Annotated in this window: 22 protein-coding genes; 14 read left to right on the top strand and 8 right to left on the bottom strand. The window is 64.4% G+C overall.

Annotation, left to right across the window (positions count from 1 at the left end):
• Nucleotides 1-3: 3 nt before the first annotated feature.
• From VNN77_13780 to VNN77_13795, 4 genes are all read left to right on the top strand, one after another.
• Nucleotides 4-366 (top strand): STAS domain-containing protein, encoded by a 363-nt coding sequence (locus tag VNN77_13780; protein ID HXG52461.1) that lies wholly within the window; start codon nucleotides 4-6, stop codon nucleotides 364-366.
• 99 nt (nucleotides 367-465) lie between these two features.
• Nucleotides 466-2,901 (top strand): glycogen/starch/alpha-glucan phosphorylase, encoded by a 2,436-nt coding sequence (locus VNN77_13785; GenBank protein ID HXG52462.1) that lies wholly within the window; start codon nucleotides 466-468, stop codon nucleotides 2,899-2,901.
• A 68-nt stretch (nucleotides 2,902-2,969) separates the two neighbouring features.
• On the top strand, nucleotides 2,970-5,267 hold the full coding sequence (locus VNN77_13790; protein HXG52463.1) for a DEAD/DEAH box helicase: 2,298 nt from the start codon (nucleotides 2,970-2,972) through the stop codon (nucleotides 5,265-5,267).
• Nucleotides 5,268-5,270: 3 nt separating this feature from the next.
• Nucleotides 5,271-6,194 (top strand): DUF72 domain-containing protein, encoded by a 924-nt coding sequence (locus VNN77_13795; protein ID HXG52464.1) that lies wholly within the window; start codon nucleotides 5,271-5,273, stop codon nucleotides 6,192-6,194.
• Between the two features lie 99 nt (nucleotides 6,195-6,293).
• Here VNN77_13795 and VNN77_13800 read toward each other — a convergent pair whose 3' ends face one another.
• Genes VNN77_13800 through VNN77_13810 form a run of 3 tightly spaced genes read right to left on the bottom strand, consistent with a single transcriptional unit; the run spans nucleotide 6,294 to nucleotide 8,270 of the window.
• Nucleotides 6,294-6,842, bottom strand: a complete 549-nt coding sequence (locus tag VNN77_13800) for a THUMP domain-containing protein (GenBank protein HXG52465.1) — start codon at nucleotides 6,840-6,842, stop codon at nucleotides 6,294-6,296.
• 23 nt (nucleotides 6,843-6,865) lie between these two features.
• The gene (locus VNN77_13805) at nucleotides 6,866-7,129 is read right to left on the bottom strand and encodes a DUF1488 family protein (GenBank protein ID HXG52466.1); all 264 of its coding nucleotides are present in this window, start codon (nucleotides 7,127-7,129) and stop codon (nucleotides 6,866-6,868) included.
• Nucleotides 7,130-7,157: 28 nt separating this feature from the next.
• Nucleotides 7,158-8,270, bottom strand: coding sequence for a CapA family protein (locus tag VNN77_13810; protein HXG52467.1), 1,113 nt, complete (start codon nucleotides 8,268-8,270; stop codon nucleotides 7,158-7,160).
• 357 nt (nucleotides 8,271-8,627) lie between these two features.
• Here VNN77_13810 and nusG point away from each other — a divergent pair, with 357 nt between their 5' ends.
• Nucleotides 8,628-9,158: a transcription termination/antitermination protein NusG gene (gene nusG, locus VNN77_13815; protein ID HXG52468.1), complete on the top strand. Its 531-nt coding sequence runs from the start codon at nucleotides 8,628-8,630 to the stop codon at nucleotides 9,156-9,158.
• Between the two features lie 21 nt (nucleotides 9,159-9,179).
• Nucleotides 9,180-9,746: an elongation factor P gene (gene efp, locus VNN77_13820; protein HXG52469.1), complete on the top strand. Its 567-nt coding sequence runs from the start codon at nucleotides 9,180-9,182 to the stop codon at nucleotides 9,744-9,746.
• Nucleotides 9,747-9,773: 27 nt separating this feature from the next.
• Here efp and VNN77_13825 read toward each other — a convergent pair whose 3' ends face one another.
• Entirely contained in the window at nucleotides 9,774-10,385 is a 612-nt protein-coding gene (locus tag VNN77_13825) for a CBS domain-containing protein (GenBank protein HXG52470.1), read from the bottom strand.
• An 87-nt stretch (nucleotides 10,386-10,472) separates the two neighbouring features.
• Nucleotides 10,473-11,312: a protein-glutamate O-methyltransferase CheR gene (locus tag VNN77_13830; protein HXG52471.1), complete on the bottom strand. Its 840-nt coding sequence runs from the start codon at nucleotides 11,310-11,312 to the stop codon at nucleotides 10,473-10,475.
• 239 nt (nucleotides 11,313-11,551) lie between these two features.
• Between VNN77_13830 and VNN77_13835 the strand changes: the two genes are divergently transcribed.
• The 6 genes from VNN77_13835 to rpoZ all read left to right on the top strand — a co-directional run bounded on the left by VNN77_13835 (nucleotide 11,552) and on the right by rpoZ (nucleotide 16,728).
• On the top strand, nucleotides 11,552-11,866 hold the full coding sequence (locus VNN77_13835) for a DUF883 family protein (protein ID HXG52472.1): 315 nt from the start codon (nucleotides 11,552-11,554) through the stop codon (nucleotides 11,864-11,866).
• A 224-nt stretch (nucleotides 11,867-12,090) separates the two neighbouring features.
• Nucleotides 12,091-12,981 (top strand): radical SAM protein, encoded by an 891-nt coding sequence (locus VNN77_13840; GenBank protein HXG52473.1) that lies wholly within the window; start codon nucleotides 12,091-12,093, stop codon nucleotides 12,979-12,981.
• Nucleotides 12,982-13,029: 48 nt separating this feature from the next.
• The gene (locus tag VNN77_13845; protein HXG52474.1) at nucleotides 13,030-13,905 is read left to right on the top strand and encodes a universal stress protein; all 876 of its coding nucleotides are present in this window, start codon (nucleotides 13,030-13,032) and stop codon (nucleotides 13,903-13,905) included.
• 20 nt (nucleotides 13,906-13,925) lie between these two features.
• Nucleotides 13,926-15,284, top strand: a complete 1,359-nt coding sequence (locus VNN77_13850; GenBank protein HXG52475.1) for an MFS transporter — start codon at nucleotides 13,926-13,928, stop codon at nucleotides 15,282-15,284.
• 81 nt (nucleotides 15,285-15,365) lie between these two features.
• Complete coding sequence (rtcA, locus tag VNN77_13855) at nucleotides 15,366-16,463, top strand: RNA 3'-terminal phosphate cyclase (GenBank protein ID HXG52476.1); 1,098 nt, start codon at nucleotides 15,366-15,368, stop codon at nucleotides 16,461-16,463.
• A gap of 58 nt (nucleotides 16,464-16,521) precedes the next feature.
• The gene (gene rpoZ, locus VNN77_13860; protein HXG52477.1) at nucleotides 16,522-16,728 is read left to right on the top strand and encodes a DNA-directed RNA polymerase subunit omega; all 207 of its coding nucleotides are present in this window, start codon (nucleotides 16,522-16,524) and stop codon (nucleotides 16,726-16,728) included.
• 63 nt (nucleotides 16,729-16,791) lie between these two features.
• On the opposite strand, the gene groL is transcribed toward rpoZ, so the two are convergent.
• From groL to fbp, 3 genes are all read right to left on the bottom strand, one after another.
• Nucleotides 16,792-18,411 (bottom strand): chaperonin GroEL, encoded by a 1,620-nt coding sequence (gene groL, locus VNN77_13865; GenBank protein ID HXG52478.1) that lies wholly within the window; start codon nucleotides 18,409-18,411, stop codon nucleotides 16,792-16,794.
• Between the two features lie 13 nt (nucleotides 18,412-18,424).
• Complete coding sequence (groES, locus tag VNN77_13870; protein ID HXG52479.1) at nucleotides 18,425-18,718, bottom strand: co-chaperone GroES; 294 nt, start codon at nucleotides 18,716-18,718, stop codon at nucleotides 18,425-18,427.
• A 155-nt stretch (nucleotides 18,719-18,873) separates the two neighbouring features.
• Nucleotides 18,874-19,974, bottom strand: coding sequence for a fructose-1,6-bisphosphate aldolase/phosphatase (gene fbp / locus VNN77_13875; protein ID HXG52480.1), 1,101 nt, complete (start codon nucleotides 19,972-19,974; stop codon nucleotides 18,874-18,876).
• A gap of 313 nt (nucleotides 19,975-20,287) precedes the next feature.
• Between fbp and VNN77_13880 the strand changes: the two genes are divergently transcribed.
• Nucleotides 20,288-20,530 (top strand): hypothetical protein, encoded by a 243-nt coding sequence (locus VNN77_13880; GenBank protein ID HXG52481.1) that lies wholly within the window; start codon nucleotides 20,288-20,290, stop codon nucleotides 20,528-20,530.
• A 182-nt stretch (nucleotides 20,531-20,712) separates the two neighbouring features.
• A complete protein-coding gene (locus tag VNN77_13885; GenBank protein ID HXG52482.1) occupies nucleotides 20,713-21,378 on the top strand; it encodes a polysaccharide deacetylase family protein in 666 nt (221 codons plus the stop codon).
• Nucleotides 21,379-21,690 lie beyond the last annotated feature (312 nt).

Below are 21,690 nucleotides of genomic sequence, written 5' to 3' on the forward strand. Positions count from 1 at the left end.
CCCATGACGGAAAGGAAGACCGCCACAATGGAGATCGCCGTGGAAAAAATCGGGGACGTGGCCGTTGCCGAATTGCGGGTCGAGGAGCTCGACGCAGGCAATGCGGCGGAGTTCAAGCGCGAGATCGCACCCTTGCTGGAGGCCCATACCAAGCTCGTTATCGATCTGGGGCGGCTTCGGTTCACGGATAGCTCCGGACTCGGGGCTTTCATTTCCTGTCTGCGAAAGTTGAACGCCAAGGGCGGCGACCTGAAGCTGTGCCGGATGTCGAAGCAAGTCCGGGCGGTTTTCGAGCTGGTGCGCATGCACCGGGTGTTCGAAATTTTCGACACCAGGGAGAAAGCGGTCCAGGCGTTTCGCGCCTGAAAGGCCCCGGACTGTCGGACAGGCGCATCGTCTTTCGAAGCCTTGAAGCCGCCCGTTGAAGATCCACGGCAGACCGCGAAACCCGCGGGGTCGAGCGCCGTGGCGGCTGACGCGGTATCCGATCTCCAGGAATCCATCTGGCGTCACGCCAGATACTCGCTGGGAAAGGCCTGGTGCGATCTTTCCCCGCGCGACCTTTTTACGGCCGTCGCGCTGGCGGTCCGGGATCGGATGGTGAACCGCTTTCTGGAAACCGAAGAGCGGTATCGCCACAGAGATCCCAAGCGGCTCTATTATCTCTCGATCGAGTTTCTGCCAGGGCGGTTTCTCGAAAGCAGTCTCCTCAATCTCGGTATTCGCGAGGTGTGCCGCCAGGCCCTGAGCAATCTGGGAGCCGATCTGGAAGCGGTGGAGGAAAGCGAGGCGGATCCTGCTTTGGGCAATGGAGGCCTGGGGCGGCTGGGAGCTTGTTTCCTCGAATCGCTCGCCAGCCTGGGGATGCCCGGGTACGGTTACGGCATCCATTACGAATACGGTCTTTTCCAGCAGGAGATCGACAACGGGTACCAGCGGGAAAAGCCGGACAACTGGCTCGCCCAGGGCAATCCCTGGGAGATCGCCCGCCCCGACGAAGCCTGCCTGGTGCCGGTTTACGGCCGGATCGAACATGGCGTCGATCGCCGGGGCGCGTACAACCCCATGTGGATGGACTGGAAACTCCTGGTCGGAATGCCCTACGACATGTTCATCGCAGGCTATGGAGGGCGAACGGTCAATTTCCTGCGGCTCTATGCGGCACGCGCGTCGCGCGATTTCGACATGCAGATCTTCAACGACGGCGACTATTTCAAGGCGGTGGAGCAGAAGATCGCGTCGGAAACCATCTCCAAGGTGCTCTATCCGTCCGACGCAGTGGTTTCGGGCCAGGAGCTGCGCCTCGTCCAGGAGTATTTTCTCGTCGCTTGCGCCGTCCGCGACATCGTCCGGAGATTCGAGCGGGGCCACGCGAGCTTCCATGAATTCCCCGCCAAGGTCGCCATTCAGCTGAACGACACGCACCCGGCCCTGGCGGTCGCGGAGTTGATGCGGCTGCTGGTCGACGAGAAAAATCTTCCCTGGGAGGAAGCCTGGCGGATCACGCAGGCGAGCCTCGCCTATACGAATCACACGCTCGCGCCGGAGGCCCTGGAGAAATGGCCGGTCCCGCTGCTCGAGCACGTCCTCCCACGCCATCTGCAAGTCATCTACGAGATCAACCGCCGCTTCCTGGAACAGGTGGCGGCCGCCTGCCCGGAGGACCCGGAGCGGCTGAGGCGGATGTCGCTCATCGAAGAATCCACGCCCAAACAGGTGCGCATGGCCCACTTAGCGGTTGTCGGAAGCCATTCGGTCAACGGGGTTTCGGCCATGCATACGGGCCTGGTCACGACGTCGCTGCTGCCGGATTTTTACCGCCTCTGGCCGGAACGATTCAACAACAAGACCAATGGGATCGCGCATCGCCGGTGGCTTCTGCAGGCCAACCCGGGACTGGCAGGGCTCATCCGTGCCGCCATCGGCGACGGATGGATAACGGATCCGTGCCGACTGCGGGAGCTCGAGGCCTGGGCAGCGGACGCCGGCTTCCAGGCGGATTTTCGCAGGGTCAAGCGCTCGAACAAGGAGAAGCTGGCGAAAATCATCGAGGAAAGCTCGCGGATCAAGGCGGACCCCGAATCCCTCTTCGATATCCAGGTCAAGCGCATTCACGCTTACAAGCGACAGTTGCTCAACGTGATGCACATCGTCGACGAATACCTGTCGTTGATCGACGAAGGTCGCCGACCGGCGGTGCCGCGGACGTATGTCTTCGCCGGAAAGGCCGCGCCCGGGTACTGGGTCGCCAAACAGATTATTAAACTGATCCACAACGTGGGCCGCGTCATCAACGCGGACTCGCGCGCCGCAGAATGGATCAAGGTCGCGTTTATCCCGGACTACCGGGTCTCGCTGGCGGAACGAATCATCCCGGCCGGCGATCTCAGCGAGCAGATCTCGACGGCGGGAAGCGAAGCGTCCGGAACCAGTAACATGAAGTTCGCTCTCAACGGAGCGCTCACCATCGGAACGCTGGACGGCGCCAACGGCGAAATCCTGGCCGAAGTCGGCGCGGAGAACATGTTCATCTTCGGATTGAGGATCGAGGAGGTGCGAAAATTGCTCCAGGACAGGTCCTATCGCCCGTGGGATCACTATCGGAGCGACCCGCGGGTCAAACGCGTGGTCGATGCGTTTCGTTCCAGCTTGTTCTGCCCGGAAGAACCGCACCTTTTCGAATGGATTTACCGGTATCTCCTGGACGAGAACGACGAGTATTTTCACCTGGCGGATCTGCCCGCCTACCTGCGAACGCACGAAGCGATCGGCAAAGCGTACAACGACCGGGCGAGCTGGACGCGCAAGGCGATCCTGAACGTCGCGCGAATCGGCAGGTTCTCGAGCGACCGGGCCGTCCGGGAATATGCCCGCGATATCTGGGGGATAGAAGAAGCCTAGTTTTGCGCCCGGTGAGGCACGGTGGCCGCCCCGCGGTTGGCCTTGCCGAAGACCGGCACGGTGGCGTGATGGCTGCATCCGGCTCCACGGCCGCGCCCGACTTGGAGGACTTTGTCCGGGCCATCAGGCGCGACAAGCGTTTCGGCCCGGAGATCGCGGAGTACCGCTACCTTCCGCCCGCGCCGCCGCGCTACGCCGAGCTCACGGTGCACGAGCGGTTGCGCGCAGTGCTTTCCAGGGCCGGCATCGCCCGCCTGTGGAGTCACCAGGTCGAAGCCATCGACGCGGTCCGCCGCGGCGCCAACGTGGTGGTGATGACGCCGACCGCCAGCGGCAAGAGCCTGGTCTATAACCTGCCGGTGGCCGAGTCGATCCTGGCCGATCGCGAGGCGCGCGCTCTCTATCTCTTTCCGCTCAAGGGCCTGGAGCAGGACCAGTTGCAGAACCTCAACGAGCTGCTCGCGGCGCTCGATCTGCAACCCGCCGCGGTCGGCAGGGAGCGTGCGCCGCTTCGTGCCGCGGAAATCTACGACGGCGACACTCCGTCCCATCGTCGTGCCAAGATCCGTGCGCGGCCGCCGAACGTGATTTGCAGCAACCCCGATATGCTGCATCTGGCGCTCAACGCTTTCCATGAAAAGTGGGCGGACTTCTTCCGACATCTGAAGTATGTCGTCATCGACGAGATCCATGCCTACCGGGGCGTTTTCGGGTCGAATGCGGCCCACGTCTTCCGGCGGCTGCGTCGCATCTGCCATTTCTACGGCGCGAACCCGCAGTTCATCGCCTGCTCGGCGACCATCGCCAATCCGCGATCGCTCGCCGAAGTCCTGACAGGCCTTCCCTTTCGGGAGATCAGCGAAAGCGGCGCGCCCCAGGGCGGGAGGCATTTCTTCTTCATCAATCCGACGGGCAGCCCTTACACGGAAGCGACGCATCTGCTGCTCGCCTGCCTCCATGCGGGGCTCCGCACCATCGTCTTCACCAAGGCGCGCAAGATCACGGAATTGATCTACGCGTGGGCGGCCGAGCGCGCCGGCCCGCTCGCCGGCAGGCTCAGTCCCTATCGGGCGGGCTTTCTCCCGCGTGAACGCCGCGAGATCGAGCGGCGACTGTTTGACGGCGACCTGCTCGGGGTGATCTCGACCAGCGCGCTCGAGCTCGGGGTGGACATCGGCGGGCTCGATGCCTGCATCCTGGTCGGCTACCCGGGAACGATCGCCAGCACCTGGCAGCGAGCGGGACGCGCGGGCCGCCACCGGGAGGAATCAGTGATTTTCATGGTCGCGCTGCGTGACGCGCTCGATCAGTACTTCATGCGCCATCCCGAGGCCTTCTTCGGCAAGAGCGTGGAAGCGGTCGTGATCGACCCCCGCAATCCAGCGCTCCTCAGAAAGCACCTGCCCTGCGCCGCCCAGGAAGTCTATCTGCGCGAGAGCGACGCCGTTTACGATCTTCCCTCGATCCGCCCCGTGATCGACGAGCTCGCCGCCGCGGGCGAGCTCGTCGTCGGCAGGCGGGGCGACATCTGGTTTTCGCGAAGGCGGCGTCCCCAGCGCAATGTCAGCATTCGCTCGATCGGCGAGCCGTTCAGCATCGTGCTCGAGGACGGCACGCGCATCGGCGAGGTGAGCGGCGCCCGCGTGTGTCGTGAGGCCCATCCGGGGGCGATCTATCTTCATCACGGCAGGCACTTCCGCGTCATGCGGCTCGATTTTAAAGCCAGGAAGGCGATCTGCAGGGAAGTGGACGTGCAGTATTACACCCAGGCCCTCAGCCGCGAAGAGATGGAAATCCTCGCCGAGGCATGGCGACTACCGCTCGGACGCGCTACGGTCCGCTGGGGGTCGCTGCGCCTGACCCATCGGGTAGTTGGCTACGACAGGCGCGGGCTGTTCGACGGCGAGCGGCTGTCTCGCCATGAGCTCAGCCTGCCGGAAAGCCGTTTCGACACCGAAGGGCTCTGGGTGCCGCTCGACGGAGCGGCGACCCGTGCGATCGAATCGAACGGCTACGACCTCACGGGCGCGCTGCACGCGGCCGAGCACGCCGCGATCAAGTGCCTGCCGCTCTTCGCCGTGTGCGACAAGGGCGACATCGGAGGTCTGAGCTATCCCCTGTACCCGCCGCTTTCGCAGCCGACGATCTTCATCTACGACGGCTACGAAGGCGGCATCGGGCTCACCCGCCGCGCCATGGAAGTGCTGCGCGAGTGGCTGGAAGCGACGCGCCACCTGCTTCGAGAATGCGACTGCGAGGACGGTTGCCCGTCCTGCGTCCAGGATCCCCAGTGCGGCTCGGGCAACGAGCCGCTGGACAAGCGAGGCGCAATATTCCTGCTCGATCGCTGGCTGCCGCCCGGGTGAGCCATGGGGCATATCCTGATCGGGACGACTTCCTGGACCGAGAAAACGCTCATCGAGTCGGGCCTCTTCTACCCGCCGGACGTGAGAACCGCGGAAGCGCGGTTGCGGTATTACGCGGAGCGGTTTCCGATCGTCGAGGTAGACAGCTCCTACTACACATTGCCGAGCGAGCGGAACGCGCTGCTCTGGGTGCGGCGGACGCCCGAAGGCTTCGTCTTCGACATCAAGGCATTCCGGCTTTTCACGCAGCATCAAACGCCGCCGAGCAGTCTGCCCGCCGATGTCCGAAGAGCCGTGAAAGGCGCTGAAAAGGCGAACCTCTACTACCGCGATCTCGCGCCGGAGCTCCTGGACGAGCTATGGAGCCGTTTCCGCGCGGGCATCGCGCCGCTGAAAAAAGCCGGTAAGCTCGGAGTCGTGCTTTTTCAGTTTCCTCCCTGGTTCCCGTGCCGGCCGGCGAGCCTCGAGCACATCGTCGAGTGCGCACGCCGGCTCGAGGGCTGTCGAGTCGCGACGGAGTTCAGAAACAGGTCGTGGTTCGACGAGCGCCATCGCGAGCAGGTGATCAGATTCGAGCGCGCGAACGGCCTGGCGCACGTGGTGGTAGACGAGCCTCAGGGATTCAGCAGCAGCGTTCCGGCCGTGTGGGAGGTTGGGAGCCCCGACGTCGTCGTTGTCCGGTTGCATGGGCGCAATCGCGACACCTGGCGGAAAGCGGGCCTCACGGCGGCCGAGCGCTTCAATTATCTTTACTCCGTGGCCGAGCTCCGGGAGCTCGTTGCGCCGATCCGGGAGATCGCGGCCCGCGTCACGCAGGTGCACGTGCTGTTCAACAACTGCCACGGCGATTATGCGGTGCGAAACGCAGCCGAGCTCAGGCGCCTCGTGGAAAACCCGCAAGCGGACGCGGAAGGCGCACGAGAGTAGTGTCGGCTCAAGACTGCGGTCGGAGAGCACCCGGGCGCTCGCGGATCGCGGCATGAGCCGCGCCTCTCAGGAGCGGTCCGTTGATGCCGTCGCTGCGGCTTATGCCGGCTGCCCGGCTGGAGGCTGCTCATGCCAGGCCTTGCGTGATATCCCGACCGCGGTAACCGGGCCGAGCACTTCGGCCACGACCGCTACATCGGGATCCTTGAGGCGGACTCTGGGTTCGACCCCGTGTTTTGCCCTCAGCGCCTGCCAGATCGCTCCGCCGATCTCCCGTTCGAGGACGGAGGTGTCCTGCTCGAGATAATGGGCTCCCCGCTTGTGGATGCGAAAGGAAAAGGTTTCCTCCTTTCCGATCTGGGCCGCTCCGACGTCGACCGCGGCCTGCCGGATCGTCTCCAGTTTGCTGTCGACCTCGGCGAGCACGGCGGTGACATGGCCGATTTGCGCCCCGCACTCGCGATAGACGATCCGGGCGATTTCCAGGGGATCTCCTTCCGCCTGCAGGGAGAAGACGCCTTTGAGCCCGGTTCCCGTGATGCGGGCGCCGGGCACGGCCCGGGCGAGGGCGCGGCGCGCCTCGCGCGCCTGAGCCAGCCCCATACTGGTGACGATGAGCTTTGCGTTGCGGCGTGTCTCGTCGGCCATGTGCAGCCTCCGCAGAGAGGGCTTCAGAGATCGGCGCTCCTGATCAGAATCGCACCGTCGCGCTCGAAGCGCCCCTGTTCTATCAGCCTTGCCGCCGCCTCGGCAATGCGCGCGCGGTTGGCCCTGAAGGCGGGCAGGGGGTCGTCCTGGTAGGCTCCGAAGTGGTCGCAGAGCGCCTCGATCGAGATACCGCAGTCGATCCGCCTGCCGTCGGCCAGAGCCGTAAACCAGACGACCTTGCGCCGATGATGATCGTACCACTCGTCGCCGGCGAGCGTTACCTTCATGATCAACCTCCGCGCAGAGACCGCCGTGCTAGGCCCAGTGGAGTCTCAGCGAGCCGGCTCCGCTTTGGCTCACGCGCGTATGAAACCGCTTGCCTTCGCGGTTGAGGATCTCCCCGAGCCACTCGGTGTCGGCCGCCGAGGCGCGGGTCAGGCGAAAGCGCCGCATCTGCATCGGCACCAGGCGCAGCCCGACGAGCCGACCGGAGAACGGCTCGAGATCCGCGAAATACATCAGTCCCAGATCGCCCCGGAAGGCCTCGTAGCCTTGGATTCCCTCGTAGTCGTTCAGCAGGTCGCCGCAACCGTAGAGAATCAGCCGCTCGCGATAGACCTCGATCGCCTTGACGTGGTGGGAGGAATGGCCGTGAATTACGGCCACCTCGGCTTCGTCGATCAGCCGCCGCGCGAGCTTTTGCTGAGCCAGCGGAATCCCGTAGCCCCAATTGGCCCCCCAGTGGATCGAGACGACGACCACGTCGCCTTCCCGCCTGATGCCGCCGATCTCCCGTGCCAGACTGCGCACGGCATCCCCGGCATATTCCTCGAGGATGTTCAGTCCGGGGCGATCCTCGCCGGCCGACCATTCGGACGGAATCCCGCTCGACAGGGAACCGAGAGCGAAAACCAGCAGGCGGGACCCGGCTTCGGCCGCCAGGATCGCCGGGGCGCGCGCTTCGCGTAGATTGCGTCCCGCCCCGGCGTGGCGGATGCCGGTCCGGTCCAGCGTGTCGAGCGTTTCCAGCAGGCCCGAAGGTCCCCAATCCATGGTGTGGTTGTTGGCGAGCACGCAGCAATCGATACCCGCGGCGGTCAGGCACGGAATATTTTCGGGGCTCATACGGTAATGGATCTCCTTGTCCTCCCACGGCGTCAGGCTGTGCGTTACCGCGGTCTCCAGGTTGATGATTCGGGCCTGCGGTTGCTCGCGCCTCAGCTCCTCCAGCGCATCGCCCCAGATGTAGTCGAACTGGACGGGCCGGGGAATCCCGCCGCTGACCCGCTCGGCGAGCTCGACATAACCCACGGCGCTCTTCATGGAAGGCTCGTACAAACGGGGATCGCCGGGAAAAGGCAGAGCCTGGTCGATGCCCCGTCCGGTCATGACGTCACCGCTCAAAAATACCGTGATCGGCGGTTTCATGGAACCGACCTTTCCTGCGCGGGCGGACCCTGAACCCGAGGCGTGCCGAATCCAGGAACGGTCAAAACCGGGGACGGTGCAGAAGCCATGCCAGCTTTCGCAGCGCCCCGCAAGCCGCTTGATTTTACGTAGTTAATCACCTAAATTGTAAATACTTACAGCAGATTCCTTCACCACTGCTATAACTCTCCAAGGCGCCCGTCCTGCTGATCGTAGCGGCATTTCCGCAAAAACGTGCCGGGCTGCTTCTCCGAGCCGCTCGGGGAACGTTCGGGTCCTCTTTATCGAGGATCGCGGCTCGTTCGGGCGCGGGCCTGGAAGGGCTTGAGGAGATATCGACAGGAGCTGGAAAGACAAATGGAAAAGCAATGGTACGTCGTAAAGGTTTTCGTCGGATTCGAGCGCCGCGCAAAAGCAATGCTCGAGCGCAAGATCAAGGCGGCGGGCAAAGAACACCTTTTCGGCGAAATCGCCGTGCCCACCGAAAGAGTAATCGACCTCGTCGGCGGGAAGAGGCGGACGGTCGAGCAACGGCTCTTTCCCGGCTACCTCTTCGTGCAAATGACGCTCGACGAGGAGACGCAAGCGCTCGTGCGCTCCGTCCCCAAGGTCCTCGGGTTCCTGGGCGAGTCCGGCCGTCCGGTCGTCGTACCCGAACGGGATGTGAGGGGTGTCATGGAGCGGGTCGAGGCGACGGCACTCGCGCCGCGCCCGAAGATGGCGTTCTTCATCGGGGAGAAAGTGCGGGTGGTAGACGGGCCGTTCCGTGATTTCACCGGCACGGTGGAGGCGGTTCAGTCTAATCGATCCCGAGTAAGGGTAGCTCTCAGCGTGTTCGGCCGGCCGACGCCCGTCGATCTCGATTTCGTGCAGGTCGAAGCCGCCTGACCAAGGCCGACGGGAGGGGAAATGATACAGGCGACGCAATTGAGGGCAGGGATGATCGTGGTCCATGAGGGAGATCTCTACCGTGTCACCGCGGCGAAACATCTCACGCCGGGCAACAAGCGGGGCTTCGTTCAGGCGAAGCTCAAGAATCTCCGGACCGGCGTCGGTACCGAGCACAAGTTTCGCTCCGAGGACGAGATCGAGCAGGCCGTGCTCGAAGAACGCGCGATGCAATACCTCTACCGGGACGGCGATCTCCACGTCTTCATGGACACCGAAACCTACGAGCAGGTTACGTTGACGGCCGAAGCGGTCGGCGGGATGCTCGACTATCTCTTGCCCGGGCAGGTCGTGGAAGCCCGCTTCTTCGAGAACCGGCCCGTTGCCATAGAGCTTCCGGCGGTCGTTGAATTGAAGGTCGCGGAAACTCCGCCCGCGATCAAAAAGGCGACGGCGAGCGCGTCGTACAAACCGGCCACGCTGGAGACCGGTGTTACAATTCAGGTGCCGTCGTTCATCCGGGCTGGAGATCTGATCCGTGTCGACCCGTCCGACGGTACTTATCTGGAACGGGCCGGCCAGACTTGATCCGGCGGCGGGAAGGTCCGACGTCCCTTACTCGGCGACCGGCTGGATGCCGAGAACCTCGAAGCCTTTCCCCTTGAGCGCCTGGGCGATGGACTCGGGGTCGCCGGTGCGCAAGCGCAGGTAGCAAACAGTGCTTTCGCCCCATTTTCCCCGGAAGGTTCCCATGCCGAGAACCTCGCCGCCCAGCTCCGTCACGGTCCTCACGGCCTGCGCAAAGCCATGCTCGGCGCCCTCCATCACGAAGTCGATCCGCGCGGTGCCTTCTTCGGCCGCCCCGCTCACCTCGAGAAAAGCTTGCAGGATATCGCTGGTGGTGATGATTCCGACGAGCCGGCCGTTCTCGACGACGGGCAAGCCGCCTATCTTGCGCTTGAGCAAACGGTGAGTCGCGGCCTCCACCGTGGTCGCTGGCGTCACGGTAATGGGCTTTTCCGTCATCGCCACCTTGACCGGTGTCCGGTCCAGATAACCCACGTGCTCCCTGATATCGCGGTCCGTGATGATGCCGACGAGCCGGTCCCCGACCACGACCGGGAGCCGGCGAAACCCGCCTTTTTGCATTTTGAGACGTGCCTGCACCAAGAGATCTTCCGGCGCCACGGTCACCGGGTTTTTCGTCATGCGCTTGCCGACAAGCATGAAACCTCCCCGAGACTAGGCCGCTTCGCGGCGGTTCAAGTTCGATAGCGCTCGTAAAAGCCAATAGCGTGCCAAGCCCGCGCTCGTTCAGCCGTTCCGATCTTCGGGGGTCTTTCGGTACACGCCCATCGACCCGGGCGACCATGGCTGCAGCCCCGGAGGCCTTTCGGGAAGGCGCTCGAGCTTGCCGATGATCAGCACCCCTCCGGCGGCGAGCCTGTCATGGAGCAGGCCGAGAATTTTTCTCTGCAGTGGCTCGTCGAAGTAAGTGAAGGCGAGATTGCGGCAAAGGATGAGGTGGAACGGCCCCCCGGGCGCGCTGTCGCGGACGTCCTCGACCCTGAAGGTGACCGCGGCGCGATACTCGTCTTTGAGGCACAGCTCGTCGCCGACAACGGTGAACGCCCGAGCCCGCCAATCGGCCGGCAGCTCTCGGACGGAGGAGGGCCGGTAGCAGGCGCGCTCCGCTCGACGGATCGCCGCGGGATCGACGTCGGTCGCGACGACATCAAGAGCGAGGGCGGGAAAGCGGCTCGCCACGCCGTGCCTCCACACGATCACGACCGTGTAGGGCTCCTCGCCTCCGGCACATCCGGCGCTCCAGCAGCGCAGAGCGACATCCCCGCGTTCGAGCGCCAGGCGCCCCAGCTCCGGAAAAATTTCACGCTCCAGAAGCTCGAAAACGCCGCGGTCGCGGTAGAAGCGGGAGATGCCGATCCGGCAAAAACCGTCGAGCAGCGCCCATTCCCCGGGGTGGTCCTCGAGATACCGGCGGTAGGGCGCGAGCCCGGGGAGCCGGAGCTCCTCCAGACGACGGTTGAGGCGCTTGTAGATCTGGCGCCGCACCTTGCGGAAGCCCGGCCACCGCAGACCGAGCCTGGGCAAGCACCACTGCAAAAACTCGACACCTTCGGGGTCGGTGATCAAGCTCCCTCTCGCTTTTGAGCCCTCCTTACGAAGTCGAGCAACCCGCGTGCCGGACGCAGCGCCCCGAGCTTTTGCAATTCTGCGCTGCAGGGCCGCATTTTTTACCGTATTCGCGAACCGCCGGAGAGTGCGTAATGGGGGACACGGAGAAAGCGACCGCCGCACCGTGGCACGTTTTGTGCGAATTTGCCCGCATGCGTTTGCCAGCGAGAACCAAGTAATCGGAAGAAGGAGGTCTTATGGAGAATACGGCAAGGGAAAAGGTTGCTTCGGATATCAAGGTGCTGGTCGGCGACGTCGAGGAACTGGTGAAAAGCGCTTCCAGCCGGACGGGAGAGCGGCTTGCCGGCTTGCGTGAGCGCGTGGGGAAGAAACTTCTGGAAGTGAAAGACGTCTTCGGAAAAAAGGAGGGAGCTTTGCAGGCCAAAGCCGAGCAAGCAGTGGTCTCGGTGAAGGATTATTGCCGCAAGAATCCGTGGACCGCGCTGGGGATCGCAGCCGCCGCTGGCATCGCGATGGGATTTCTGCTTCGGCGGGGCCGGAGGGGTGGCTAAAGGCCGGCTCTAGCAGCCGTGTGATCGGCAGAGGCCTTTGGAGTCGCCTTGCGACAGTGGAGCGGCGCGCCGGCGCTACCTGCGAGTGAGAGCCGGCGGAGGGTTTCGCACGCGCGCTCGGGTCCGCGCCATTCGCTCCAGCTCACGCCGCGGACGGGAAGAACGCACGGATTTTCCCGTGGCGCGGAGCAGGTGGTTTCGCAACGGAGATCGAGCCGTCCTATTTGAATCTCTCCCGCTCGGGAGAGCTGGAGAAGCGCGCTCTCCTGGCCTTTCGCCATCTCGAGAGCTGCGATCTCTGCGCCCGGTATTGTCGCGTCAACCGTCGGGTCACCATCGAGGGAGCGGTCTGCCGGACGGGCGAGCGGGCTGTCGTCCACAGCTTCGGCCCACACCACGGAGAGGAGGACGTGCTCAGGGGCTGGAACGGCTCGGGGACGATCTTCTTCAGCTGGTGCAATCTCCGTTGCGTGTTTTGCCAGAACTGGGAAATCAGCCAGAAAGGGGCCGGAAGGGAGGTGGAGCCGCGGGAGCTTGCCGCGATGATGCTCGATCTTCAGGAGCGGGGCTGTCACAACATCAATTTCGTCAGCCCGAGCCACGTCGTTGCGCAGATCCTCGCCGCAATCGAGATCGCCGCCCGAGAAGGGTTGCGCTTGCCGCTGGTTTACAATACCGGAGGCTATGACAGCGCCGAAGCGCTGGCTCTCCTCGACGGCGTGATCGACATCTACATGCCCGACATGAAATACGGCGACTCCGCGGTCGCGCGCAAGTACTCGAAGGTGCGAAATTACGTCGAGGTCAACCGTGCCGCAGTAAAGGAGATGCATCGCCAGGTCGGCGACCTCGTGCTGGACCGAAACGGACTGGCGCGGCGCGGGCTCCTCGTCCGCCACCTGGTCCTCCCCGACGATCTTTCGGGGACCGAGGAGGTTTTGCGTTTCATCGCCCGCGAGATCTCTCCGAACACCTACCTGAACCTCATGGATCAGTATCGGCCCTGCTACCGCGCCGGCGAATATCCTCCGCTCGACCGGCGGATCTCGGCCGCCGAATACCGTGGCGCGCGCGCGCTCGCGGCACGATACGGGCTTCGGCGCCTCGCCCGGTAAAATACTGCCGGAGCGAGGGCGCGGCCGGTTTTACGAAAGGAGGTTCGCGTGTACAGGCGGCTCCTGGTTCCGTTGGATGGTTCGACAGCGGCAGAAGCGATCCTCCCGTACGTCCGACTGCTCGCCCCGGTTTGCGCCGCGCGCGTGGAGCTGTTGCTGGTCGAGCAGCCCGGCCGGGCGGCATCGACCGTGCCCTCGAACGAGTACCTGGAGGCTACTGCGGCCTCCCTGTCCGGCTGCCCGCACGTCGAGTGTCGGGTCGAGCGGGGCGATCCGGCGGCCAGGATTATCGACGTCTCCGCTGAGCTCGCGGGGACGCTGGTGGCGATGTCGGCGCACGGCTACTCGGGCGCTCACAGGTGGCTCCTGGGCGGCGTCGCTGAAAAAGTCCTGCGCGCGGGGAGAGAGCCGTTGCTGATTGTTCGGGCGGGGGAGGCGACAGGCTCGGTGGCGCACCTGGAAACCGTGGTGGTGCCGCTGGACGGCTCGACGGCCGCGGAGGAAGCGCTGCCAGTGGCGGCGCGCCTCGCAGACCGGCTGAACTTGGAGGTTCTGCTGGCGCGGGTTCTGCTGGGGATCTATTTCGAACGAGTGGACGACCTTCTGCCATTTTTCGGCGCGTCCGCCGCGGACCGCAGGACGATTCGAGCGCGCGCGGAGGCCGAGATCGCCGAGTACCTGGAGCAGAAAACGCGCCGACTCCGCCGCCAGGGTCTTGCCCGCGTCTCGCGCGCCGTGATCGCGGAGAGCACTCGCGGGGCGGCCGCGGAAATCATCGACCTCGCCGAGGGTACTCCGCACAGCCTCGTGGCGATGACGACGCGCGGTCGGTCCGCGGTCGGGCGGTGGCTTCTGGGAAGCGTGACGGAGCGGGTCGTTCGCCACTCGACCAGACCGGTGCTCGTGGTGCGTCCGCGGCCCTGATGGACGCCGGCACGGAAACGATGACAGCAGGCGAGGCAGACGTCGGATCCCGTACGGCGTCCGCGGCGGGCGATTACGAGCGCGTCGTCCGCGCGTGGGCGATGTACGACTGGGCCAACTCGGCGTTTGCGGTGGTCGTGCTCACGGCAGTCTTCCCCGTCTACTATCGCACGCTCGTACTCAACGCTGGCGGCTCGCCCGCCGACGCCACGGCCTACTGGGCGTACACGACCTCCGTCTCGTTGCTTGCGGTCGCGGCGGTCGGTCCGCTCCTGGGGGCGGTTGCGGATCTCGCGAACCGGCGAAAGCGCTTTCTCGGCGCCGCCGTCCTCCTCGGCGTCTCGGGGACGGCGAGCCTTGCATTTCTGGGCCCGAACGGCTTTCTGCTCGGCTCGCTGGCCTTCGCGCTGGGCAACACGGGATTTGCCGCGGGAAACATTTTTTACGAGGCCCTGCTTCCGCACGTCGCTCGGCGGGAGGACACGGACCGCGTGTCGGCGCGCGGCTACGCGCTCGGGTATCTCGGGGGCGGACTGCTTCTCGCTCTCAACGCGCTCTGGCTCGCCCGCCCGACCTGGTTCTGGATGCCCGACCGGGATTTCGCGCTGCGCGTCTGTTTCGCGAGCGTCGCGGTCTGGTGGCTCGTGTTCGCTTGGCCGCTGTTCCGCAACGTGACGGAGCCGAGCGCGAGAAGCGACCAGGGTCGTTCCATCTCGCGGCTGATGATCGGCGGTATTCAACGGCTGGCCGGCACGCTCCGCCAGATCCGCCGGTACCGTCAGGCGGGGCTTTTCCTCGTTGCGTTCTGGACATACAACGACGGCATCGGCACGATCATCAAGCTCGCGGCTGCGTACGGCGACGAAATCGGCGTGCCGCACGATCGAATGCTGATCGCCTTGATCCTCACGCAGCTGATCGGATTTCCCAGCACGCTTGCGTTCGGCTCGCTCGCTCTCCGTCTGGGAGCGAAGCGCGCGATTTTTGCCGGCCTGGCGGTCTACACGCTGATCACCGTGGCCGGGTTTTTCATGACGAGCGCGTTTCACTTTTACGTGCTCGCGATCGCCGTGGGGCTGGTGCAGGGCGGGACCCAGGCGCTGAGCCGCTCCCTGTTCGCCTCGATGGTCCCGAAGCTGCAGAGCGCCGAATTCTTCGGCTTCTTCAGCACCGGGGAAAAGCTGGCGGGGATCGTCGGACCGGCTGTCTTCGGCATGATCGGCCAGCTTACCGGCAGCAGCCGTTGGGGCATCCTGTCGGTGGCGGCGCTGTTCGTCGCCGGCGCGGCTCTGCTCGCGCGCGTGGACGTCGAAGCGGGCCGCAGGTTGGCGCGCATGGTGGAACGCGATGCTCGAGGCCGGAAGGGGGCTGTTTACTGAGGAGCCCGGGGATCGGTGGACACCGGCACAAGGAATCGTTTCCGGTTCCCGCTTCCCTGTTTCGGGTTTTCACGCTGAACCATGAACTTTGAACGATCGAGCGAACGCCAGATGCTGGAAATCGACGGCTCGTGTTATTCCGGAAGCGGCACGATCGTGCGCCAGGCGGTGGCCTTCTCGGCGCTCACGGGCACACCGGTCCGCATCTTCAACATCCGGGTGAAGCGGCCCAAGCCAGGGCTTCGCCGCCAGCACCTCCAGGTAGTGGAATCGATTCGCCAGCTCGTGAACGGGACCTGCGACTCCCTGACGCTCGGAGCGCAAGAGCTGACCTTTCGGCCGGGAAACCCGAGCGACGAGAGGCGTTACGTGTGGGACGTCGGCTCGGCGGGATCGACGGTAGCGCTGGCCATCGCGGTCCTGCCCCTGCTGGCGCTACGCGCGGTGCCGACGGCGGCGGAGCTGCGCGGGGGCCTTTTTCAGGATTTCGCCCCGTCCTTTTATCATTTCGAGCGCGTGCTGCTCCCCCTCGTCGGACGCATGGGAGTGCGGGCGTCGGCGCGCATGGAGCGCCCCGGCTACGTGCCTGCCGGCGGCGGCATCCTGCATCTTATGGTCGAGCCGACCGGCGGGCCGCTAAAGCCGCTGGTGCTCGAGCACCAGGGCGCGGTGGCGCGGGTAGGAGGCGTCGCCATTTCTTCCCGGCTGAAAAGCCAGGCTGTCAGCAGCCGAATGGCTCAGGCGGCCCGGCAGGTGCTCGAGGCGGCCGGTTACCACGCCGAGATCGAGGAGGTTTACGACGAGAGCGCGCTGCAAGCGGGGGCCGGCCTCGCGCTGGTTGCCGAGCTCTCAGGAGGCGCCCTCATCGGCGCGGACCGGGCGGGCGCACCGGGAAGGCGCTCCGAAGCGATCGGCAGCTATGCCGCGCGCCAGCTCCTGGAAGATTTGCAGAGCGGCGCGACCCTCGACCGTTACGCCGCCGACCAGATCATACCGTTTGCCGCGCTCGCGGCCGGCGAGAGCAGGTTTCTCATTCCGACTCGGACGGATCATGTCGAGAGCAACGCATGGCTCAGTCGCGAGTTTTTGGGCTCCGAGGTGCGCGCCACCGTGCGGGAGCTGATCGTAAAAGGGGTGGGATTCCGCCCGAAAGGGCGTGGCGGCCCCGATCTTGCGTAATGCGAAAAAATGGATCAACAGGGATATGCCACGGTGACCGGAGAGAAAGGAGCGAGTTATGGCGCGGATCACGGTAGAGGACTGCCTGCAGAAGATCCCCAACCGCTTTCAGCTGGTCATGGTCGCCACGAAAAGGGCCAAGCAGCTGTTGAAAGGCGCAAAGCCGCTTGTCGAAACCGACAACCGGGAAATCGTGACGGCGTTGCGCGAGATCGCGGCCGGAAAAGTGCGCGTCGCGGAAAAGCCCCCGGCCCCGCAGGAATAGCCCCGCCGGAAGAGCGGAAGGCGCCCGCTCGCGGACGCCTTCCGCCGGATCGACCGGTCGAGCTCAGAACTCCTCGCCGGGCGGCGTCGGCGCGGGCGGCGCCTTTTTTTCCGGCTTCTCGGCGATCATCGCTTCCGTGGTGATCAAGAGACTGGCCACCGAAGCGGCGTTCTGCAGCGCGGTGCGCACCACCTTGGTCGGATCCACCACGCCCGCCTTGACCAGGTCCTCGAACTCCCCGGTGACGGCGTTGAAGCCGTAGGCTCCCTTGCCCGATTTCACCTTCTCCAGGACCACCGAGCCGTCCATGCCCGCGTTGCGTGCGATCCAGCGCAGCGGCTCTTCGACCGCGCGCTGCACGATCTGCACGCCGAACTTTTCGTCCTCGGGAACCCGCAGGTTGGCCAGTCCCGCCGAGGCGCGGATGAGCGCCACGCCGCCGCCCGGGACGATGCCTTCCTCGACCGCCGCGCGGGTCGCGTGCAGCGCGTCTTCCACCCGGGCTTTCTTCTCCTTCATCTCGACCTCGGTGGCGGCGCCGACCTTGATGACCGCAACGCCTCCGGCGAGCTTGGCCAGTCTCTCCTGGAGTTTTTCGCGGTCGTAGTCGGAGGTGGTTTCCTCGATCTGGGCGCGGATCTGGGCGATCCGCCCTTCAATCGCCGACTTCTTGCCGGCGCCTTCGACGATCGTGGTGTTGTCCTTGTCCACGATCACCTTTTTGGCGCGCCCGAGATCCTTCAGCGTTACATTCTCGAGCTTGATGCCCAGCTCTTCGGCGATCATCTTGCCGTCGGTGAGGATCGCGATATCCTCCAGCATCGCCTTGCGCCGGTCGCCGAACCCGGGCGCCTTGACCGCAACGGATTTCAGCGTGCCCCGGATCTTGTTGACCACGAGCGTCGCCAGCGCTTCGCCTTCGACGTCCTCGGCGATGATGACCAGCGGCTTGCCGGTCTTGGCCACCTCCTCCAGGATCGGCAGGAGGTCCTTCATGTTGGAGATCTTCTTTTCGTGAATGAGCAGATAGACATCCTCGTAGACGCACTCCATCCGCTCCGGATCGGTGATGAAGTAGGGCGAGAGGTACCCCCGGTCGAAGCGCATCCCCTCGACAAGGTCAAGGGTGGTCTCCAGCCCCTTGGCTTCCTCCACGGTGATGACGCCTTCCTTGCCCACCTTGTCCATCGCTTCGGCCAGGATGTCGCCGATCGACTTGTCGTTATTGGCGGAGATCGTCCCTACCTGGGCGATCTCCTCCCGCTCCCGGGTGGGCTTGGAGAGCGACTTCAGCTCCTCCACGATCTTGTTCACGGCCTTGTCGATACCCCGTTTGATGCTCATGGGATCGTGCCCGGCCGCAACGAGCTTGACTCCTTCGCTGAAGATCGCTCGCGCCAGAACGGTGGCGGTCGTGGTTCCATCGCCGGCGACTTCGGAGGTCTTGCTGGCGACCTCCTTGACCATCTGGGCCCCCATATTCTCGAACTTGTCCTCGAGCTGGATCTCTTTCGCCACCGTCACGCCGTCCTTGGTGACCGTGGGAGCCCCCCAGGACTTCTCCAGGCAGACATTGCGCCCTCTCGGTCCCAGCGTTACGGTCACGGCATCGGCCAACAGATTGACCCCTCGCAGCACCTTGGCGCGTGCCTCGGCGCCGAATCGAACGTCTTTTGCAGCCATAGTCCCTCCCGCCTTATTCGACCACGCCAAGTATGTCGTCTTCTCTCAGGATCAAGTGCTCCTCACCGTTGAGCTTGATCTCCGTACCGGCGTACTTGCCGAACAGGATCCTGTCACCCGGTTTGACATCCAGGGGGATGATCTTCCCGTCCTCTTCCCTTTTGCCCGGCCCCACCGCGACGACGGTCCCTTCCTGGGGTTTTTCCTTGGCGGTGTCCGGGATGATGATCCCACCCTGGGTTTTCTCCTCTTCCTGGATTCGCTTGACGATCACCCGATCGTGCAAGGGCCTGATTTTTACGGGCATAAAAAAACCTCCTTCCCTCACAAAGTCCTAGCGGCGTAAAATTAAATCCGCTTTCGGCGCCGTCAAGGGGCCACGATGGAAGCGGCGGCCGAGGCGCTGCCAGCGTCTGTTGCGAATGCCCTCCTCCGCCGGCCGGTCCGCGGCCGGCAAACGGCTCAGGGTCGCACCGTAAAGCGGTGTTCCAGCGCCTTGAGGGTTTCCACGATGCCGGTATATTCCAGCTCCGACATCGGAAGCATCGCGGCGCCGAAGAACCCCTGCCGCCGCATGTCGACGGCTTTTCTGGAAACCGTGTCGCGGACGGAATCCCAGAAAGGATGCGCAAAAACGTCCACCGGCTCCGTGAATTTCCCTCGGTGCACGGAAAACGCAGCGCAGCTCACCACGGGCGGGCCGTCGAAATAGCTGGTGCCGGAATTCAACGGCACCGGCATCAGGGGCATCTGGTGCGACCCGCGCATGCTTCCGGCGACGTAGGGGCCGATGGCATAGGGCGCGACCACCTCGCCCGTTGCCGGAAAATCCTTTTGCACCCGGACGAGCATCACGGGATCGTCCTTGCCGGTATACTTGCCGGCGATGTTGTGCAGTCGAGACGTCGATACGGTGGCCGCCTGCTCGCCGGTGCTGCGCGACCAGATCGACTCGACCACGTACCGCTCGGTGTCGCGCAGGAGCGCCGCGATGCGATAGAGATCCTCGGGCGCGCTCAGCTCGATGACGCGATCGCCTTCGGTGTAATTCACGTCCATGATCACGAACCTGAATCCTCGAGCCATGCCCGGGGAGAGAATCAGGCCCGGCGTATTCATGGGATCTGCAAAAGCCAGATAGAGCGGCAAATTGTACGCCCCCGGATCCGTCTTGTCGGCGGCGAAGAACAAGAACGGCTCGTTCGGTCTTTCCTCGAACTCTATTTCCGCGACGGCGGGTCCCATGCCGCGGATATTGCCGGCAAATGCGTCCCGGAGGAGATCCTGTCCCGCCCCGTAAAGCCCCTGGCCCTTTGCCACCTCTGTTCCCGCCATAAAGGCATCCCAGCAGAGCTTGTGGACCTGGACGTCGTTGGGCCCGCGCGTGTGACAGGCAACGATCGCTATGTCGTCGCCGGTATAGCCAATGTAGCTGTCCAAAAGGATATTCGAGCCTTTTTCCAGGACGTGACTGCGCACCGCCTGGAGCAGTTGTTGGGACGGGCAGATGTGCCCTCCGATGGAGCCGATGTCGGCCTTGACAACGCTCAGGGTAAGCTTCATCTCGACCCTCCGGCGCCGGTGCGGCCCTCCGCCGCACCGGCGGCAAACAAGCTACACGTTTGCGGAGCTCCGGAACAATGTTTTTCGATAGGTTTCCGCAAAGCCCGTGCCACCCGCGGCCGTGCCGGGGAACGCCCGTTTAGCCGAGTTCTTCTTGCCGGGCGGGGCCTTGAAAGTCTGAACGCTTCCCTGCCGTGAAAATCCGCGGCGAGAAAAATTGCAGGTTTGCGAAGCAGGCCCTTCGATCCAGAGCGAAAACCGGCCGCCCCGAAGGTATGCATTTTGCGACCCCCTGCCGGTCGAGGTAAAGCCAATGAACACCTTTCTATCGACCCTGGCGCGCCTGGCGCTCGGACGCCGCGATGTGTTCATGCCGATGGCGCGCCGCTATCGTTCCAGGAAAGTCGTCGAGTGCCCCGAGTTCGATCAACCCGCCGAGATCCTGATCGACCGCGCCCCGAGCCCGAGCGGAAAGCCCAAGAAAAAGCAGTTCTCCATAAGAAGCTGCAGCCTATGGCCCAAAAGAAAGGGCTGTACCCAGAGCTGCGTGGAATAGGAGCGCCCGCACGAACGCGGTGCGCTCGGCGGACGGACCGGCGCGCGGCGATCGCGCTCGTTGCCGCCGCGTGCGTCTGGGTCGGCGCCGCTCATCGGGGCCGAGCAGCGCCCCTTGCCGACAGCTCCACGGCGGTCCCCGTGCTCGTCTATCATCGGTTCGGACCCGTCGCGGCGGATCGCATGACCGTTACGGTTTCCCTTTTCGAGTCGCACCTGAGGTATCTGCACGACCACGGGTATCGGGTCATTACCGTTCGGGAGCTGGTGCGTCATCACCTGACCGGAATGGCGGAGGTCGGCCCTCGCTCCGTAGCGATCACGGCGGATGACGGCCATCGTTCCGTTTACGGCCACATGGCTTCTCTGGCCCGGAAGTATCGAATTCCGGTCACGCTCTTCGTCTACCCGTCGGCGATCAGCAACGCGGAATACGCGCTCACGTGGGAACAGCTTCTGGAGCTCAAGGACACCGGGCTTTTCGACGTCCAATCGCATTCGTACTGGCACCCCAACTTCAAAGACGAAAAACGAAAGCTGAGTTCGGCCGAGTACCGGAAGTTCGTCGACATGCAGTTGCGGAAGTCAAAGGCGGTGCTGGAGACGAAGCTCGGCGCCAAAGTCGATATGCTCGCGTGGCCCTTTGGCATCTACGATGACGAGTTGGTCGCCAGAGCCGTGGAGGCCGGCTACGGCGCCGGTTTTACCCTCGCTGGCCGTCACGTAAGATCGTCCGATCCAGTCATGGCGTTGCCGCGCTACCTCGTCCAGCAGGAGCACGGAGCAAAGGCGTTCGCCGAAATCCTGGCGGGCCGGCGAGAGCATCGAGAGAGGGGCTACCGGCAGTGAGTTCGCCGGTATGCGGACCGCGAATGTAGCCGTGGCCCGCCGCGCCGCGGCTCGATGGTCAAGCGTCCAGCCGGGTTCGACACGAGAAGCGGAAACGCGGAAGCTTCCCGACGGTAGATTCCCGGGCGGAAAACCGTGAAAAACCTGCGAGCGGTTTCTTGCCTCCTGTGGACGGTCGTGCTCGCGGTCGTGGCGGGCGATGACTCGGCGCACAGGGGGAGGGTATTCGACGCGGCGACGGGAAAACCGCTTGCGGGCGCCATCGTCACATTGGGCGATGCAGTGGCGCGGAGCGACTCGAGCGGCGGTTTT

This window comes from Candidatus Zixiibacteriota bacterium (assembly GCA_035574315.1).
Lineage (GTDB): Bacteria > Desulfobacterota > Binatia > UBA9968 > UBA9968 > DATLYW01.

Coding starts and splice junctions, on each gene's coding strand:
- VNN77_13780 (HXG52461.1), top strand. CDS start 4: ATGACGGAAAGGAAGACCGCCACAATGGAGATCGCCGTGGAAAAAATC.
- VNN77_13790 (HXG52463.1), top strand. CDS start 2,970: ATGGCTGCATCCGGCTCCACGGCCGCGCCCGACTTGGAGGACTTTGTC.
- VNN77_13795 (HXG52464.1), top strand. CDS start 5,271: ATGGGGCATATCCTGATCGGGACGACTTCCTGGACCGAGAAAACGCTC.
- VNN77_13800 (HXG52465.1), bottom strand. CDS start 6,842: ATGGCCGACGAGACACGCCGCAACGCAAAGCTCATCGTCACCAGTATG.
- VNN77_13805 (HXG52466.1), bottom strand. CDS start 7,129: ATGAAGGTAACGCTCGCCGGCGACGAGTGGTACGATCATCATCGGCGC.
- VNN77_13810 (HXG52467.1), bottom strand. CDS start 8,270: ATGAAACCGCCGATCACGGTATTTTTGAGCGGTGACGTCATGACCGGA.
- nusG (HXG52468.1), top strand. CDS start 8,628: ATGGAAAAGCAATGGTACGTCGTAAAGGTTTTCGTCGGATTCGAGCGC.
- efp (HXG52469.1), top strand. CDS start 9,180: ATGATACAGGCGACGCAATTGAGGGCAGGGATGATCGTGGTCCATGAG.
- VNN77_13825 (HXG52470.1), bottom strand. CDS start 10,385: ATGCTTGTCGGCAAGCGCATGACGAAAAACCCGGTGACCGTGGCGCCG.
- VNN77_13835 (HXG52472.1), top strand. CDS start 11,552: ATGGAGAATACGGCAAGGGAAAAGGTTGCTTCGGATATCAAGGTGCTG.
- VNN77_13850 (HXG52475.1), top strand. CDS start 13,926: ATGACAGCAGGCGAGGCAGACGTCGGATCCCGTACGGCGTCCGCGGCG.
- rtcA (HXG52476.1), top strand. CDS start 15,366: ATGAACTTTGAACGATCGAGCGAACGCCAGATGCTGGAAATCGACGGC.
- rpoZ (HXG52477.1), top strand. CDS start 16,522: ATGGCGCGGATCACGGTAGAGGACTGCCTGCAGAAGATCCCCAACCGC.
- groL (HXG52478.1), bottom strand. CDS start 18,411: ATGGCTGCAAAAGACGTTCGATTCGGCGCCGAGGCACGCGCCAAGGTG.
- groES (HXG52479.1), bottom strand. CDS start 18,718: ATGCCCGTAAAAATCAGGCCCTTGCACGATCGGGTGATCGTCAAGCGA.
- fbp (HXG52480.1), bottom strand. CDS start 19,974: ATGAAGCTTACCCTGAGCGTTGTCAAGGCCGACATCGGCTCCATCGGA.
- VNN77_13880 (HXG52481.1), top strand. CDS start 20,288: ATGAACACCTTTCTATCGACCCTGGCGCGCCTGGCGCTCGGACGCCGC.
- VNN77_13885 (HXG52482.1), top strand. CDS start 20,713: ATGACCGTTACGGTTTCCCTTTTCGAGTCGCACCTGAGGTATCTGCAC.